This window comes from Variovorax defluvii (genome assembly GCF_039541515.1).
Lineage (GTDB): Bacteria > Pseudomonadota > Gammaproteobacteria > Burkholderiales > Burkholderiaceae_C > Variovorax > Variovorax defluvii.
Window position 1 is genome coordinate 104,631 of sequence record NZ_BAABGJ010000011.1, and the last position, 16,256, is coordinate 120,886.

The following is a 16,256-nucleotide window of genomic DNA, read 5'->3' on the forward strand; positions in this document are numbered from 1 at the left end:
TTGTTTCATCGCAGGTAGTGGTCGATCAGCAGCGCCGCGAAGAGCACGCTGAGGTGGATGAGCGAGAAGCGGAAGGTCTTGCGCGCCAGTTGGTCCGAGTAGCTGCGCCACAAGGCGAAGGCATAGCTGGTGAAGCCGGCACTCACGGCCACGGCAACCGCCAGGTACAGCCAGCCGCTCATGCCGTAAATGAAAGGCATGAGGCAGGCGGCAAAGAGGATGAATGTGTAGAGCAATACCTGCAGCCGCGTGAACTCGTTGCCGTGCGTGACCGGCAGCATCGGCAGGCCGGACTTGCGGTAGTCCTCGACGCGGTAGAGCGCGAGCGCCCAGAAGTGCGGCGGCGTCCACAGGAAGATGATGAGGAAAAGGATCAGCGCCTCGGGCCCGACTTCCCCCGTCATCGCGGCCCAGCCCAGCACCGGCGGCATGGCGCCGGAGGCACCGCCGATCACGATGTTCTGCGGCGTCAAAGGCTTGAGGATGACGGTGTAGATCACCGCATAGCCGACGAAGGTCGCGAAGGTCAGCCACATGGTGAGCGGATTCACCGCGAACCACAGCATGGCCGAGCCCACGGCACACAACAGCGCCGAGAACAGCAGCGCCTGCCTGTCGCTGAGTTCGCCGCGCGCCGTGGGGCGCCAGGCGGTGCGCTTCATCCTGGCGTCGATACCCTTTTCCACCATGCAGTTGAACGCGGCCGCGGCGCCCGCGACCAGCCAGATACCGAGGCTGGCCACCACGATGCGTTGCGCCTCGGCCAGGCTGGGCAGGCCCGGCACCGCCAGCACCATGCCGATGAGCGCGCAGAAGACGATCAGCTGCACCACACGCGGCTTGGTGAGCACGTAGAACTGGCGCATCACGCTGGCCGCGCCATGGCTGTGGACTGTGGCCTTGGTGGTCATGCCGCCTCCATCCCGGCGCCACGCGTCGCCGAACCCACCGGAACGCGCATACCGGCGCGCCGGCTGTCGCACAGCGCCCACGTCAGCACCACTGCCATCGCCGCCGCGCCGCCGGTGTGCAGCACGGCCGCGACCAGAGGCCAGCCCAGCAGGACGTTACCAAGGCCCGTGGCGAGCTGCAGCAGTGCCAGTGCGGCCAGCCACCGGGCGTGTGGGCGCAGAGACGTGTTGCGGCGCAATTGCCAGACCAACAGGAAGATCGCGAGGAAGACCAGGTAAGCCATGAGACGATGCACGTAATGGATCGCCGTGAGCGCAGCGAAGTCGATCGGCGCGCCGTCGCCCCCCTCGCCGAGCGAACGCCAGATGTGGAAGCCATCGGCGAAGTTCATCGGTGGCCACCAACTGCCCTGGCAACTGGGGAACTGGGTGCAGGCCAGGACCGCATAGTTGGTGCTGACCCAGCCGCCGAGCGCGATCTGCACGAGCAGCAACGCACTCACCCCGAAGAGCAACACGCGCAGCGCCGGCGATACCGGCACGGGCTGCCGGTCGGCCGCAGCCTGCTTGTAGCGCACCGCCTGAATGCACAGCAGCGCCAGCAGGACCACGGCGCCGAGAAGATGCAGCGTGACGATCGCCGGGTAGAGCTTCCAGGTCACGGTCAGCGCGCCGAAGGCGCCCTGCAGGCAGACCCACACGAGGGTGGCGGCGGGCCACCAGGCGCTGAGGGGGCGTTCGCGCGCATGCTCCGCATGGCGCTGGTTCCGCCGCGCCACCCAGGTGGCGATCGCCAGCACGAAGATCAGGAAACCGACACCGGTCGCCAGGTAGCGGTGCACCATCTCCACCCAGGCCTTGCCGTGGGTGACCGGGCCGGTGGGCTGAGCAGCCTCGGCCATCGCGATCTCATGGCGTGCACCCAGGGGGCTGGCGTTGCCGTAGCAGCCGGGCCAGTCGGGGCAGCCCAGACCGGAGTCGGTGAGGCGGGTGAAGGCACCGAACAGGGTGAGATCGAAGGTCAGGAACAGCGTGAGCACTGTCAGCAGGTGCAGGCGGCGGGCCGCGCCATGGCCGGCGCTGCGGCGCCAGACCCAGTAGAGCGGCCCCAGCGCCAGCAGCACGCCCACCGCCAGCAGCCATGCAATGGGTGTGAGGTCGTAAAGCGAGGTCGTGTCCATGGGCTGTGGTGGCCCCCTCAGCGGCCGGGCTCGTCCCAGGAGGAGGAGGCGCGAAGGAGGCGATCGAGGTCGCGCTTCGCACGGCCTGCACCTGCGGTATCCATGCGGGCGGGGAAGCGCATCATCCAGTTGCCCATGGGATCGACCACATAGAAATGCTCTGCCAGTGCGTGCCCGGACGCCGGGGTCAGCCACTGGGCGAGCTGTGCCGCCGGCACGCGCAGCACGGTCGCGCCACGCAGAGCGTTGTCCAGGCGTGAGGGCACGGGCGCCGCGTCGCTGACCAGCCAGACGCGGTCGAGACGATCCTTTTCGCGACCCAGGCTTTCGCGCAATTGCCGCTGCAGGTAGAGCTGCTGCTCGCACAGCGTGTCGCACGCCGCATCGGCGACCGCGACCAGCAGCCATTGTCCCTTGAGCGAGCCGAGTGGCACCTGCGCGCCCTCGCGCGTGGTCGCCACGATGTCGGGCAAGGCTCGCTGCGGGTCGATCAGTTCGCCGTAGACGCGCCGCCCCTCGGGCCGGATCACGTAGTAGGTGAAGTAGGACGCGATGACCGGCGATGCACAGCACAGCATGACCAGGATCATCTTCCAGCGGCCCAGCACCGTGCGCCGGCCCTCCGCGCCATCCAGCGCCTGGCGTGGCGAAGGCATCGAGTGCACCGTCAGGCCCAGCGGCTCGTCAGCCACGGCGGACACGGCGCGCGCGGCGGTAGGGGGCGATGAATTGAAACCAGACATAGAGGATGACGACGAGGGCCGCGAGCCCGAACCACTGGAATGCATAGCCGTAGTGCTTCTCGATGCCCAGCGCGGGAACCGGCCAGTCGCGCTGGAGGCCCTCGGAGGCCGGTCCGGTCTGCATCAGTGAAACGTCGGTGCGCAAAGGCAGGCCGGTCTCGGTCCGGTATGCGTCCAGGTCGAGATTCTGCCGGATGGGCGAAGACCCCGGGGATGCGGCGGGCGCTGCGTCTTCCTTGCCCAGCGCGAGCAGGTGGGCGGGCGGCGGTGCGATCCGGGCCGTGACCTCGACCAGGCCGCTCGGCGTCTCCACCGGCGCGAGCTGGGTCCGGTCCGTGAAATTGCGCTGCACCCAGCCCCGCTGTATCAGCACGGTGCGGTTGCTGTCCTCGATGGCGAAGGGAGTGAGCACGTAGAAGCCCGGCACGCCGTGCATCTGGCGGTTGTCCAGGTAGATGGTGTGCGGCGCCAGCCAGAGCCCGCGCAGGCGGACCGGCCGGTGCATGGCCTCGGTGGCCGGGTCGAGCGCGAGGAATTCGCCCTCGGTGAGGGGCGGCAGGTTCTTGCGCGCCTCGATCTGCGCTTGCAGGGCTTCCTTCTGCGCGGCGCGGGACAGCTGCCAGCGGCCGAGCGAAACGGTGGCGGCCAGCATGGCCACCGCCGCCAGGGTGACGAGCCAGAAGCGGCCGCGACGGGCACGCGGCGCGGCCGAGACCAAGCCATCGCTCACGTCAGGGGCCTGTCCCCGCGGTCGATAATCGGCGTCATGAAATACCTTGTCGCCCTGGCCTTCATCGGCATCCTGGCGAGCCTCGTGGTCGCGCTGTTCTTCATGCTGAGGGATGGGCGCGAGGGCCGCGCCAAGAGCGGCGGAATGGTGCGCGCCCTGACGGTTCGGATCGGCCTGTCCGTGCTTTTGTTCCTCTGCCTGCTGCTGGCCTGGAAACTCGGTTACATCCAGCCGGGAGGGCTCCCGCTCGGCAAGTAGGTCGTGCTCGTTCCACAACCTCCATGAAAAAAGCGCCTGACGGCGCTTTTTTGTTGTGCCGTGGGGACCGCTCAAAGCCAGTAAACCAGGAAGTAAAGGCCGAGCCACACCACGTCGACGAAGTGCCAGTACCACGCGGCGCCTTCGAAGCCGAAGTGGCGCTCCGGCGTGAAGTGGCCGCTGCGCAGGCGCAGCGTGATGAACAGAAGCATCAGCATGCCGATGAACACGTGCAGGCCATGGAAGCCGGTCAGCATGAAAAAGGTGGAACCGTAGGCACCGGAGCTGAGCTTGAGGTTCAGCTCGGTGTAGAGGTGGTAGTACTCGTAGCCCTGCACGCCCAGGAAGGTGGCGCCGAGCAGCACGGTGAGCCACATGAAGCGGATCGCCTGTGCACGGTGATCGGCACGCAGCGCGTGGTGCGCGATGGTCAGCGTGACGCCCGAGCTCAGCAGCAGCGCGGTGTTGATGGTGGGCAGCCAGAAGGGGCCGACGGTCTGGAAGGGCTCGACGATGTCGGCCGGCGAGCCGGTGGCACCGGGCGCCATGGTCGGCCAGACGGCTTTGAAGTCGGGCCACAGCAGGGCATTGTCCAGGCTGCCGAGGTTCGGCAGCGCATGGGTGCGAGCCCACCAGAGCGCGGTGAAGAAGGCGCCGAAGAACATCACCTCGGAGAAGATGAACCAGCTCATGCTCCAGCGGTAGGAGAGGTCCACCTTGTGGCCGTACTGTCCGCTTTCGCTCTCGCCGATGGCGCGGCGGAACCAGGCGAAGAGCGTCCCCAGCCACCACACCATGCCGAGCAACAGCGACCAGGCTCCCCACTGGTGCCCGTTGATCCACTGCGCCGCGCCGAAGATGACAAAGAGCAGGCCGATGGCGGACATGACGGGGTAGGCCGATGGCCCGGGCACGAAGTAGTAGGGCGTGGTGCCGTGGGTGGTTGAACTCATATCAGGTCCTGGTTCTCTTCTTTAACTTCAATCTGGGGGGCACGAATCTCTGGTCAGGGCGCGACGACGAACTTCACCAGCAGGATCAGGCCGACCACGAAGAGGATGGCGGCGACGATCCCGACGGCGACGATGTGCAGCGGCGAAAGCCGGGCGATGTCTTCCTGGTATGCGCTGTTCTTGCGAACGCCGAAGAAGCCCCAGGCCACCGCCTTCACGGTGCGCCACAGGGAGGTCTTGCGCGGCGGTGTCGCTGTCATGATCACGAACGCGGCTCCGCAATCGGCGCCGATGCAGCGGCATTGGCGGCCACAGGCGCCGGCGGCGTCTTGCCGCCCACCTCGAAGAAGGTGTACGACAGCGTGATGGTCTTGACGTCCTTGGAGATCTTCGGATCGATCACGAAAGCGACCGGCCACTGCTTCTTCTCGCCCGCATCGAGCGTGTACTGGTTGAAGCAGAAGCACTCCAGCTTGTTGAAATAGGGCGCAGCCTGCTGAGGCGCATAGCTGGGGATGGCTTGGGCTGCCATGCGGCGGTTCTGCACGTTCTGGAACTCGTACATCACCGTGTTGAGCTGGCCCGGGTGGACCTCCATCGAGCGTTGCGCGGGCTTGAAATCCCAGAGGCCGCGCACGTTGGCATCGAACTCGACGGTGATGGTGCGGCTGGTGTCGACCTGGGTGTTGTCGGGCACGCGCACGTTCTTGCCGCCGCTGGCACCGCCCGGCACCTCGAGTTCCGAAAGCGCCAGGATGTTGATGCCGGTCATCTCGCAGATGGCGCGGTACAGCGGCACCAGGGCGTAGCCGAACGCGAACATGCCGCAGGCCACCACGGCCAGCTTGCCGACCATGCGGACGTTCTCGTGGCGGATGCGTTGACCGATGCCCATCGTTGCCTCGTTCCGCGTCAGTGCCCGAGCCAGACCATGCGGACGACAAAGCCGATGAAGAAAAGCACGGCGATGGAGGCCAGCGTCAGCCCCATGCGGCGGTTGTTCCTCTTCTGCTCGGGCGTCATTGCACTCTGTGCCTCCATCCGTCCGGCGCTCAGCCGATCACCTTGGTGGCGGTCGCATCGAGCTTGGGCGGGGTCTCGAAGGTATGGAAAGGTGCCGGCGACGGAACTTCCCACTCCAGGCCCTCGGCGGCCTCCCAAGGCTTCTGCGCGGCCTTCTCGCCCTTGCCCATCATGTTGGGCAGGACGATGAAGAAGAAGAAGTAGACCTGTGCGAGGCCGAAAGCAAAGGCACCGACCGAAGCCACCGCGTTGAAGTCGGCGAACTGCATCGGGTAGTCGGCATAGCGGCGCGGCATGCCCGCCAGGCCCAGGAAGTGCATCGGGAAGAAGGTCACGTTGAAGGAGATCAGCGACCACCAGAAGTGGATCTTGCCGCGCGTCTCGTCATACATCACGCCGGTCCACTTGGGCGCCCAGTAGTAGTAGCCCGCGAACATCGCGTAGAGCGAGCCGGCCACCAGCACGTAGTGGAAGTGGGCCACGACGTAATAGGTGTCCTGCAGCTGGATGTCGATCGGCGCCACGGCCAGGATCAGGCCGGTGAAGCCGCCCATGGTGAACACGAAGATGAAGCCCACTGCGAACAGCATCGGGGTCTCGAAGGTCATCGAACCCTGCCACATGGTGGCGATCCAATTGAAGATCTTCACCGCCGTCGGCACCGCGATCAGCATGGTGGCGTACATGAAGAAGAGCTGGCCTGTCACCGGCATGCCCGTGGTGAACATGTGGTGCGCCCACACGATGAAGGACAGGATCGCGATCGACGAGGTCGCATAGACCATCGAGGCGTAGCCGAACAGGCGCTTGCGCGCGAAGGCCGGCACGATCTGGCTGATGATGCCGAAGGCCGGCAAGATCATGATGTACACCTCGGGGTGGCCGAAGAACCAGAAGATGTGTTGGTACATCACCGGGTCGCCGCCGCCGGCGGGGCTGAAGAAACTGGTGCCGAAGTGGCGGTCGGTCAGCGTCATGGTGATGGCGCCGGCCAGCACGGGCATCACGGCGATCAGCAGATAGGCGGTGATCAGCCAGGTCCAGCAGAACATCGGCATCTTCATGAGCGTCATGCCGGGGGCACGCATGTTGAGGATGGTCACGATGATGTTGATGGATCCCATGATCGACGAGGCACCCATGATGTGCATCGCGAAAATGCCGGCGTCCATCGAGGGGCCCATCTGCAGCGTGAGCGGCGCATAGAGCGTCCAGCCGGCCGCGGGCGCGCCGCCGGGCATGAAGAACGAACCCACCAGCATGAGGGCCGCGGGGATCAGCAGCCAGAAGCTGAAGTTGTTCATGCGCGCGAAGGCCATGTCGGAGGCCCCGATCTGCAGCGGGATCATCCAGTTCGCGAAGCCCACGAAGGCCGGCATGATCGCGCCGAACACCATGATCAGCCCGTGCATGGTGGTGAACTGGTTGAACAGCTCGGGGTTCACGACCTGCAGGCCCGGCTGGAACAGCTCGGCGCGGATCAGCAGCGCGAGCACGCCCCCGACCATCAGCATGGTGAAGGAAAACAGCAGGTACAGCGTGCCGATGTCCTTGTGGTTGGTGGCGAACACCCAGCGGCGCCAGCCGGTCGGCGCATGGTGGTGGTGATCGTCGTGGGCATGGCCGCCGGGGCCGTGGGCATGGCCGTGGGGATCGATGACTGCGCTCATACTGGTATTCCTTGCAAACTCTTCGTCGTGAGGCGGGGCGGCCGGCTTACTTGCCGCGCTGCGCCAGCACCTCGGCCGGCTGCACCAACTGGCCCGTCTTGTTCGACCAACTGTTCTTGGTGTAGGTCGCCACGGCGGCGATATCCGTGTCGCTCAGCTGCTTCCAGGCCGGCATGGCACCGTTGTTCTGGCCATTGAGGATCACGTGAATCTGCTTGTTGTGGTCGGCGTCGAGCACCACCGCCGAGCCGTCCAGCGGCTTGATCGGACCGGCGCCCTTGCCGTTGGCCTGGTGGCAGGCGGCGCAGTTGGCCGCGTACACCTTCTCGCCGCGCGCCATGATGTCCGGCAGAGTCCAGACCTTGTTCGGATCGTCCTGCTTGGCCGCGGCTTCCTTGCGCTTGGTATCGACCCATGCCGTGTAGTCGGCCTTGGAGACCACCTTCACCATGATCGGCATGTAGGCGTGCTCCTTGCCGCACAGTTCCTGGCACTGGCCGTAATAGTCGCCCACCTTCTCGGCGCGGAACCAGGTGTCGCGCACGAAGCCCGGGATGGCATCCTGCTTGATGCCCAGCTGCGGCACGGCGAAGGCGTGGATCACGTCGTTGGCAGTGGTGATGATGCGGACCTTGGTGTCGACCGGCACGACCATCGGGTTGTCGACTTTCAGCAGGTAGTCGTCGGGCACCTCGCCCTTGGCGCCGGCGTCGGAGAGGGCGCGGTGCGTGCTGTCGAGCGTGGAGATGAAAGCCAGGCCCTCGCCCTCGCCCTTGATGTAGTCGTAGCCCCACTTCCACTGGTAGCCGGTGGTCTTGATCGTGAGGTCGGCGTTGGTGGTGTCCTTCTGCGCGACCAGCACCTTGGTGGCAGGCAGCGCCATGAGGATCACGATGATGAAAGGCACGATGGTCCAGATCACCTCGACCACCACCGATTCATGGAAGTTGGCTGCCTTGTGGCCCACCGACTTGCGGTGCTTCCAGATCGAATAGAACATGACCGCGAACACGGCGATGAAGATGACCGTGCACAGGATCATCATCGCGTTGTTCAGGAAGTACTGCTCCTCCGCGATCTTGGTGACACCCACCGGAAGATTGAGCTGGCGCACCGCCGGGCCGCCTGCCAGGTCGTTGACTGCATGCGCCGCGCCGCTCCACGCCGCGCCGGCTGCCAGCAGCAGATTCGCCGGCAAGAACTTGTTGCGCCAATTGCTCTTCATCGTGTTCACTTCTCGATTTTTCCAGTTAACTCCACCGGTCCCCACGGTGCCGCGACACGCGAGCCGCCCTCAGGCGCCGCGCAATGCCATGCGGATCTCGCGCGCCAGCGCCGCGCGCAACTCCGGGCGCACGTAGCGCCCCACCCTGACCGAACGACCCTGTCCCGAGACTTCGATCAGCGAGCGGTCGCTGATCTGCGGCTCGACCCGCACCTGGTGCGGCAAGAATTCAGTGCGCTCGTAGTGCCCGCCGTTCTCCAGCTCGACCACGAGGCGGCCACCCTGCAGCGCGATTCGCTCGCCGTCGGCAGCGTGCCGGGCGTAGATCAGGAAGGCGAATCCGACGGCGCCCAGCTCCAGCCAGGCGAAGGGCAGCACCAGCGGCGCGCCGTGCAGCCAGAAGGCGGTGCCGATGCCCAGCGAGATGACACAGAGCGATGCGTAGAGCCAGCCCAGCTGACTCGGTGTGATCGAGCAGTTGCGCTTCAGGAACCAGTGGATGTTCTGGCCTGAGACGGTGGCAAAGCGAAACACGGAATTCGACACGGGCGAGGGCGGTTTCAGCAAATCGTTGTGCGTCGATCGCCTTCAAACCATGTCCGACAGGCCTCGATCACGGGACAATCCCCGGAGTTCACGCAACGGCGGATTGTAGCGGCTGATCCGGCTGTATCTGGACGGCCGTCATCCCGGGGTTCTCAAGAGCCCGGCCTGCCCCGCTGGAGCATGGAGCGCATCTCGCGCAGCGACACCGCGCTCTCGGCCGCCAGGGCGACGCGTGGCGCGGGTTTGAAGGCATGGCCGTAGATGATCTCGAAGGTCAGGGCGATCCGCCCGGCGCCTTCTGCGGACAGGGCCACGTCGGGCAGCGCGCGGCGCAGCGTCCGGTGCCAGTTGCGCCCGCGCAAAGCCGGAAAGCGTGCCCGGTGCAGGTTGCGGCCCAAGGTGCGCAGCTCGGCAAGCGCCGCCTCGGCGGTCGGCCAGGTCAGCACGATGCGTTCCATGTCCATCACCGGTTCTGCAAACCCGGCATGCACCAGCATGTCTCCCCAGTCGTGCATGTCGGTGAACTGATGGCTCGCCGGCGGCCAGCCCAGGCGCTCGTGCAGCACACGCAGCTCCCGCACCGTGTCCGGCCCGAAGCAGGAGAACATCAGGAAGCCGCCGGTCGCCACCAACCGATGCCACCGGGCGATCAGGGCCTCCGGGTCGGCCGCCATGTGCAATGCCATGTTGGCCCACAGCAGATCGACCCCATCCTCGGGCGGCGCGTCGAAGCTGGGCCGGGCGCCCTGCCAGCGCCGGGCGCTCCACCAGGGCACGGCCAGCGCCTCACGGGTGGCGGCGGCCGGACCCGGCTCCGGCTCGATCACGAAGGCGGCGGCCTCTCGGTAACGCTTCGCCACCAGCGCATGCGCCTCCAGGCCACCGCGCAAAGGCGACCAGTCGGCCCAGTGCCGAGGCGCGGCCTTGATCCACTGCAGCCGGTCTTCCATGCGGCGGCCGATCTCCTCGTGGAGCCAGGGCGAGCCGGACCCGGACACCAGGCGGCCCCAGCGGGCGGCGGCCGCGGGATCGATGGTCGGCGGTCGCAGGGGGGGATCGGTGGCCATGGGGCGATCAGTATATTGAGCCATGTCCACCGCCTGGCGCGGGCGCCTTTCCCGCCTTCCACCCTTCTCGTCCCTGCTCGAACGCGTGCCGAGCCAGTGCGCCGTCTGCCGCGCATGGCCCGCGCGACCGGTGTGCGACGCCTGCGTCACGCGCTTCGCGCCCCCTGCCCCGCGCTGCCGCACCTGCGCCCTGCCATTGCCGGCGGGCGTGGCCCAGTGCGGCGAATGCGTCCTCGACCCGCCGCCGCTGGACGCCTGCCTGGCGGCCTGCGCCTACGCGTGGCCCTGGCCCGATTGCATCGCTCAATTCAAGTTCCAGGGGCGCGCGGGCTGGGCCGCACCGCTGGCGACGCTGCTGCGCAGCGCGCCCTGGGTCGAGCCCTCGCTGGAGCAGGCCGACCTGGTGTTGCCGATGCCGCTGGCGCCGCGCCGGCTGCGCGAGCGCGGCTTCAATCAGGCCCACGAACTGGCGCGCCGGCTGGCACCGCGCAAGACCGATCCGAGGCTTCTGCTGCGCATCCGCGAGACGCCGGCGCAGAGCGGTCTCGCGCGCGCGGAACGGCTGCGCAACCTGCAGTCGGCCTTCGCACTGGAGCCGCTGCGCGCCGAGGCGGTGCGGGGCCGGCGCATCGTGCTGGTGGATGACGTGATGACCAGCGGGGCCTCGCTGTTCTCGGCGGCGCAAGTGCTGCGCGCCGCCGGAGCCGCCCACATCACGGGGATGGTGTTCGCCCGCACCGAGTTGCCGTCCGCGGCCTGACGAGAATCACCGCATGTTCCATATCGTCCTGGTCGAACCCGAAATCCCGCCCAACACCGGCAACGTGATCCGCCTGGCCGCCAACACCGGCTGCACCTTGCACCTGGTGGAGCCACTGGGCTTTTCGATGGACGACCGCCTGCTGCGCCGTGCCGGTCTCGACTACCACGAGTACGCCGAGGTCCGGCGCCACCGGGACTGGGCGGCGCTGCTGGCGGCCGAACAGCCGGCGCCGGACCGCCTGTTCGCACTCACCACGAAGGGAACGCGCGCGGTCCACGACGTGGCCTTCCGGCCCGGTGACTGGCTGGTGTTCGGATCTGAAACGCGCGGCCTCGATCCTGCCCTGCGCGACGGCTTCCCCCCCGTTCAGCGCCTGCGCCTGCCCATGCGCGAGGGACAGCGCAGCCTGAACCTGTCGAACGCGGTGGCGGTGACCGTGTTCGAAGCCTGGCGCCAGAACGGCTTCGCCTGAGCTAGCGTGCTAGCGGTATCTGCGCACCACCGACTCGGCCACGCAGGCCGGCTTGGTCGCGCCCTCCAGCTCGATCGTGTTCTCCCAGACCATCTGGAAACCGTCTCCGTCGATCGGATCGCACTTGAGCAGCTTCATGCGGGCGCGCAGGCGGCTGCCGACGGGCACCGGCGTCATGAAGCGCACCCTGTTCAGCCCATAGTTCACGCCCATGCGCGACTCCACCACCTCCAGCGCGGTGTCGTAGAAGCGCGGCAGCAGCGACAGCGTCAGGAAGCCATGGGCGATGGGCGCACCGAAGGGCCCGGCCTTGGCACGCTCCACGTCCACGTGGATCCACTGGTGGTCGCCCGTCGCTTCGGCGAACTGGTTCACCTGCGCCTGCGTGACGGTGAGCCAGTCGCTCACCGCGACTTCCTGGCCGACGCAGGCGGCGAGATCCTGAAGGGTCTGGAATGTCTTTTTCATGCTCTTCAAAATGTAGCGGGCCGGCAACGGCACGGCTGTAGCTGCCGCGACAGGCCACCCAGGGAAAACCTCGATCACATCACGCGTCCAGCCATTGGCGGATGGGCTCCCACTGCTCCAGGTCGCGCTGGACCCGGCCCGGCGCGATGTCGAACAGCGTCAACCCGCGCGCGGCGAGCTGCACGTAGTTCTGCGTGTCCCGCAGCTCGCCCAGCACCGGCACGCCCAGGCCGCCGACGAACTCGCGCAGGCGCTCGGCCGCCAGCGTGCGGCCGTCGACGCGCATGCCCACCACCCCGATCCGCGTCTTGTCCGAGCGGCGGTGCGACAGCAGCTTGTCGATGAATTCGCGCGTGGCGTAGATGTCGAAGATGCTCGGCTGCAGCGGCACCAGCACCTTGTCGGCCAGCGCCACCACCTCCTTGAAGCGGGAGCCATGCAGGCCGGCGGGGGTGTCGATGACCGCATGCGTGGTGCCGCGCGGCGGGCGCACCACGGTGCCGTCGTCCGAGGCCTCCCAGGTCCTGATCTCGCGTGCCGCCGGTGTGCGCAGCCCGAGCCACAGCCGCGCGGACCGCTGGCGATCGATGTCGCCCAGCATCACCGCGTGGCCGCGGCTCGCGAAGTAGCCTGCGATGTTGGTTGCAAGCGTGGATTTGCCGACCCCGCCCTTGGGGTTGGCGACCAGGACCACCGGCATGACAGTTCCTTCCAGGCTGAAGAGACAGCCCGCATGGTAGCCGCCGCGCCAGTTGCGCTATGTTCGCGCACCATGACCACAACAACAGACCCGGGCGGCCCGACGGGCAGCATCTATGTGCTGGCCGCCCATCCCCACTGGCGCGATTCGCGCGTCAACCGGCAGCTGCTGCAGGCCGCGCGCGGCGTGCCGGGGGTCGACGTCAACGACCTTTACGGCACCTATCCCGACTTCGCCATCGATGTGCAGGCCGAGCAGGCGCGCCTGGCGCGCGCCGATCTGCTGGTGCTGCTTCACCCGATCCAGTGGTACACCATGCCGCCGCTGCAGAAGCTCTGGCTGGACGACGTCCTGAGCTACGGCTGGGCCTACGGAAGGGGCGGCAGGGCGCTGCGCGGCAAGGACTGCTGGCTGGTCGCCACCACCGGCGGCTCCGAAGAGAGCTACCACCCGCAGCACTACAACCGCTATTTCTTCGACGCCTTCCTGCCGCCCTACGAACAGACCGCCGCGCTGTGCGGCATGCGCTTCCTGCCGCCGCTGATCTTCCACGGCGCCCGCAGCGCCAGCCCGCAGGCCCTGGCGGCGCACGTGGCGGTGTTCCGGGAGCGACTGGCCGGCTACCCCGTCTGGCCGGAGCTGGAGCACCTGGCCGATTGCGTCGCCTGCGAGGTGCCGGCCAGCGACCGGCCGCAGGAACACGAGGAGGCTTGAGCATATGCACGACGCACCGGGCTGGCTCGTCAACACGCTGATCTACCTGGGCGCCGCCGTGCTGGTGGTGCCGCTGTCCAAGGCCCTGGGCCTGGGCGCCATCATCGGCTACCTGGCGGCCGGCATCGTCATCGGCCCCTGGGGCCTGGGCTTTGTCAGCAACGTGGAGGACATCCTGCACTTCGCCGAGTTCGGCGTGGTGCTGATGCTGTTCCTGGTCGGCCTGGAGCTGGAGCCCAAGCGGCTGTGGAGCCTGCGGCGCCCGATCTTCGGCTGGGGCACGGCCCAGGTCGTGGCCTGTGCCGTGGTGCTCTTCGCGGCCGGCTGGGCCGGCGGCGCCGACTGGCGCGTGGCGCTCGTGGCGGCGCTGGGCCTGGCGCTGTCCTCCACCGCGATCGCGCTGCAGGTGCTGGGCGAGCGCAACCTGCTGCCCACGCCGAGCGGCCAGGCCGGCTTCTCGATCCTGCTGTTCCAGGACGTGGCGGCGATTCCCATCCTGGCCCTGCTGCCGCTGCTGGCCACCGGTCCGGATGCCGGGCCGGCGCAGGACGGCCTCGGCCGGACGCTGGAAGGGCTGAAGATCGTCGCCGTGGTGGGCGGCATCGTGCTCGGCGGCCGCCTGGTGCTGCGCCCGACCCTGCGCTGGATCGCACGCAGCAATACGCCCGAGATCTTCACCGCCGCCTCGCTGCTGCTGGTGGTGGCGATCGCCGCGCTGATGCAGTTCGTCGGCCTGTCGATGGCGCTGGGCGCCTTCCTCGCCGGCGTGCTGCTGGCCGAGAGCGAGTACCGGCGCGAACTGGAAACCGACATCGAGCCCTTCAAGGGTCTGCTGCTGGGCCTGTTCTTCATCGCGGTGGGCATGAGCATCGACTTCGGCGTGCTGATGGCCAACCCCTGGCTGATGGCCCTGGTGGTCCCCGGCTTCCTGCTGCTCAAGGCGGCGGTGATCTATTCGCTGGCCAGGTTGATGGAGCTGCCCTACCAGCAGCGCCCGGTGTTCACTCTGCTGCTGGCCCAGGGCGGCGAGTTCGCCTTCGTCGTGTTCCAGGCCGCCGGCCCGCAGGTGCTGCCGCCGGGCGTGGCCTCCTTCCTGATCGGGGCGGTGGCGCTGTCGATGCTGCTGTCGCCCCTGGTGCTGGTGGCGCTGGACAAGTGGGTGCTGCCGCGCTACAGCGGCGGCGCGCCGGTGGCGATGGAGGAAATTTCCGAGCAGCAGGACGCCAAGGTGCTGATCTGCGGCTTCGGCCGCTACGGGCAGATCCTCGGGCGCATGCTCGTTGCGCAGGGCCTGAATCTGACCGTTCTCGACCACGATCCCGAGACCATCGAGAACCTGCGCGACTTCGGCTTCCGCGTGTTCTACGGCGACGCCACGCGGCTGGACCTGCTGCGCATCGCCGGGGCCGCCACGGCCAAGGTGCTGGTGGTGGCGGTGGACGACGTCGGGCAGTCGCTCGCCATCGTCGACATCGCGCGTGAGCATTTTCCGAACGCGCACATCGTCGCGCGGGCGCGCAACGTGGGGCATCTCTACCAGCTGCTGGACCGCGGGGTGGAGATCGTCGAGCGCGAGCTTTTCGAATCTTCGCTGCGCAGCGCCCGCTCCGTGCTGGAGGGCCTGGGCTGGCCGGCCCACGAGGCACGCGAGGCGGCGATGCGCTTCCGCCGCCGCAACATCGAGCTCATGCGCGAGCTCTACCCGCACTACAAGGACCGGGCCAAGCTGATTGCCGTATCCAAGGAGGGCCGGCAGCAGTTCCAGGAGCAGATCGCGCGCGAGCGGGAGGAGCGCAGGCTGCGGGCCGGGCGCGATTGGAATCCGGTGGGCGAGTCCGAAGATCCGGCGCCCTGAAAGCCGCCCGCTTCGAAGCCCGGGCTATCCCTCCAGCTTCAGCAGCCGCACCGCGTTGTCCTTGAGGATGCCCGGCATCACCTCGGGCTTGAAACCGGCTTCCTCGAAGTCCTTCATCCAGCGGTCGGGGGTAATGAGCGGGTAGTCGCTGCCGAAGAGGATGCGGTCCTTCAGCAGCGTGTTGGCGTACTGCACCAGCTGCTTCGGGAAGTACTTCGGGCTCCAGCCCGAGAGATCGATCCACACGTTCGGCTTGTGCGTGGCCACGCTCAGCGCCTCGTCCTGCCAGGGGAAGCTGGGGTGCGCCATGATGATCTGCATGTCCGGGAAGTCGATCGCCACGTCGTCCAGGTGCATCGGGTTGCTGTATTCCAGCCGCAGGCCGCCGCCACAGCGCATGCCCGATCCGATGCCGCTGTGGCCGGTGTGAAAGACCGCCGGCAGGCCGTATTCGGCCACGACCTCGTAGATCGGCCAGGCCATGCGGTCATAAGGATGGAAGCCCTGCACCGTCGGATGGAACTTGAAGCCCTTGACGCCGTGCTCCTCGATCAGCCGCCGCGCCTCGCGCGCGCCCATCTTCCCCTTGTGCGGATCGATGCTGGCGAAGGCGATCATGATGTCGCTGTTGTTGCGCGCCGCCTCGGCGATCTCCTCGTTGGGGATGCGGCGGCGGCCCAGGTTCGACTCCGCGTCGACCATGAACATCACCAGGCCGATCTTGCGCTCGCGGTAGTAGTCGATGCTCTCCTGGATGGTCGGGCGCCGGCTGGAGCGGAAATACTTGTCGGCCGCGCGGTCGTATTCCTCGCCGTAGTTGTCGAAGGGGTTCCAGCAGCTCACCTCGGCGTGGGTGTGGGTGTCGATCGCGATCAGGTTGCGGTGGTCCATGCACTTGTCTCCAGCGATGTTCGGACTAAGGGTAAATCCTGGGGCCGAGACTGTCGACTCGGCTTGAATTAGTTATTTCGCATAAC

At 67.4% G+C, this 16,256-nt stretch carries 20 protein-coding genes; 5 read left to right on the plus strand and 15 right to left on the minus strand.

Translation table 11 applies throughout. The features are described 5' to 3' along the window. Positions 1–5 precede the first annotated feature (5 nt). From cyoE to ABEA07_RS07465, 4 genes are read right to left on the minus strand one after another with little or no spacing between them, the layout of a single operon-like run. On the minus strand, positions 6–911 hold the full coding sequence (cyoE, locus tag ABEA07_RS07450; RefSeq protein ID WP_345536894.1) for a heme o synthase: 906 nt from the start codon (positions 909–911) through the stop codon (positions 6–8). Then, on the minus strand, positions 908–2,092 hold the full coding sequence (locus ABEA07_RS07455; RefSeq protein ID WP_345536895.1) for a COX15/CtaA family protein: 1,185 nt from the start codon (positions 2,090–2,092) through the stop codon (positions 908–910). Before ABEA07_RS07455 ends, cyoE begins: the two co-directional genes overlap by 4 nt. A 17-nt stretch (positions 2,093–2,109) precedes the next feature. Then, positions 2,110–2,835, minus strand: a complete 726-nt coding sequence (locus ABEA07_RS07460) for a hypothetical protein (protein ID WP_345536896.1) — start codon at positions 2,833–2,835, stop codon at positions 2,110–2,112. Next, positions 2,777–3,487, minus strand: coding sequence for an SURF1 family protein (locus ABEA07_RS07465; RefSeq protein ID WP_345536950.1), 711 nt, complete (start codon positions 3,485–3,487; stop codon positions 2,777–2,779). Before ABEA07_RS07465 ends, ABEA07_RS07460 begins: the two co-directional genes overlap by 59 nt. 114 nt (positions 3,488–3,601) lie before the next feature. Here ABEA07_RS07465 and ABEA07_RS07470 point away from each other — a divergent pair, with 114 nt between their 5' ends. Next, positions 3,602–3,823, plus strand: a complete 222-nt coding sequence (locus tag ABEA07_RS07470; RefSeq protein ID WP_345536897.1) for a twin transmembrane helix small protein — start codon at positions 3,602–3,604, stop codon at positions 3,821–3,823. Positions 3,824–3,894: 71 nt separating this feature from the next. Here ABEA07_RS07470 and ABEA07_RS07475 read toward each other — a convergent pair whose 3' ends face one another. From ABEA07_RS07475 to ABEA07_RS07510, 8 genes are all read right to left on the minus strand, one after another. After that, positions 3,895–4,776, minus strand: coding sequence for a cytochrome c oxidase subunit 3 (locus tag ABEA07_RS07475; RefSeq protein ID WP_345536899.1), 882 nt, complete (start codon positions 4,774–4,776; stop codon positions 3,895–3,897). Positions 4,777–4,829: 53 nt separating this feature from the next. Further along, positions 4,830–5,036, minus strand: coding sequence for a DUF2970 domain-containing protein (locus tag ABEA07_RS07480; protein ID WP_345536901.1), 207 nt, complete (start codon positions 5,034–5,036; stop codon positions 4,830–4,832). Between the two features lie 2 nt (positions 5,037–5,038). Next, positions 5,039–5,671: a cytochrome c oxidase assembly protein gene (locus ABEA07_RS07485; RefSeq protein ID WP_345536902.1), complete on the minus strand. Its 633-nt coding sequence runs from the start codon at positions 5,669–5,671 to the stop codon at positions 5,039–5,041. Between the two features lie 17 nt (positions 5,672–5,688). Then, positions 5,689–5,799: a cytochrome oxidase small assembly protein gene (locus ABEA07_RS07490; RefSeq protein WP_345536904.1), complete on the minus strand. Its 111-nt coding sequence runs from the start codon at positions 5,797–5,799 to the stop codon at positions 5,689–5,691. Positions 5,800–5,828: 29 nt separating this feature from the next. Beyond that, on the minus strand, positions 5,829–7,469 hold the full coding sequence (gene ctaD / locus ABEA07_RS07495; protein ID WP_345536905.1) for a cytochrome c oxidase subunit I: 1,641 nt from the start codon (positions 7,467–7,469) through the stop codon (positions 5,829–5,831). Between the two features lie 46 nt (positions 7,470–7,515). Continuing rightward, entirely contained in the window at positions 7,516–8,694 is a 1,179-nt protein-coding gene (gene coxB, locus ABEA07_RS07500; RefSeq protein WP_345536906.1) for a cytochrome c oxidase subunit II, read from the minus strand. 69 nt (positions 8,695–8,763) lie between these two features. Then, positions 8,764–9,240, minus strand: a complete 477-nt coding sequence (locus ABEA07_RS07505; protein WP_345536907.1) for a DUF2244 domain-containing protein — start codon at positions 9,238–9,240, stop codon at positions 8,764–8,766. Positions 9,241–9,392: 152 nt separating this feature from the next. After that, positions 9,393–10,307, minus strand: coding sequence for a class I SAM-dependent methyltransferase (locus ABEA07_RS07510; RefSeq protein ID WP_345536909.1), 915 nt, complete (start codon positions 10,305–10,307; stop codon positions 9,393–9,395). Between the two features lie 22 nt (positions 10,308–10,329). On the opposite strand from ABEA07_RS07510, the gene ABEA07_RS07515 reads away from it, so the two are divergent. Both ABEA07_RS07515 and ABEA07_RS07520 read left to right on the plus strand, forming a co-directional pair. Then, on the plus strand, positions 10,330–11,067 hold the full coding sequence (locus ABEA07_RS07515) for a phosphoribosyltransferase family protein (RefSeq protein WP_345536910.1): 738 nt from the start codon (positions 10,330–10,332) through the stop codon (positions 11,065–11,067). 13 nt (positions 11,068–11,080) lie between these two features. Continuing rightward, positions 11,081–11,542: a tRNA (cytidine(34)-2'-O)-methyltransferase gene (locus ABEA07_RS07520; protein ID WP_345536911.1), complete on the plus strand. Its 462-nt coding sequence runs from the start codon at positions 11,081–11,083 to the stop codon at positions 11,540–11,542. 9 nt (positions 11,543–11,551) lie between these two features. Here the strand turns inward: ABEA07_RS07520 and ABEA07_RS07525 are convergent, their stop codons facing one another. Beyond that, positions 11,552–12,010, minus strand: a complete 459-nt coding sequence (locus ABEA07_RS07525; RefSeq protein ID WP_345536912.1) for a MaoC family dehydratase — start codon at positions 12,008–12,010, stop codon at positions 11,552–11,554. Between the two features lie 79 nt (positions 12,011–12,089). Continuing rightward, complete coding sequence (locus tag ABEA07_RS07530) at positions 12,090–12,710, minus strand: ParA family protein (protein WP_345536913.1); 621 nt, start codon at positions 12,708–12,710, stop codon at positions 12,090–12,092. Between the two features lie 72 nt (positions 12,711–12,782). Here ABEA07_RS07530 and kefF point away from each other — a divergent pair, with 72 nt between their 5' ends. Further along, a complete protein-coding gene (kefF, locus tag ABEA07_RS07535) occupies positions 12,783–13,424 on the plus strand; it encodes a glutathione-regulated potassium-efflux system oxidoreductase KefF (protein WP_345536915.1) in 642 nt (213 codons plus the stop codon). Positions 13,425–13,428: 4 nt separating this feature from the next. Continuing rightward, positions 13,429–15,279 (plus strand): glutathione-regulated potassium-efflux system protein KefC, encoded by a 1,851-nt coding sequence (kefC, locus tag ABEA07_RS07540; RefSeq protein WP_345536917.1) that lies wholly within the window; start codon positions 13,429–13,431, stop codon positions 15,277–15,279. 24 nt (positions 15,280–15,303) lie between these two features. On the opposite strand, the gene ABEA07_RS07545 is transcribed toward kefC, so the two are convergent. Beyond that, entirely contained in the window at positions 15,304–16,170 is an 867-nt protein-coding gene (locus ABEA07_RS07545; protein ID WP_345536918.1) for an amidohydrolase family protein, read from the minus strand. Between the last annotated feature and the right edge of the window lie 86 nt (positions 16,171–16,256).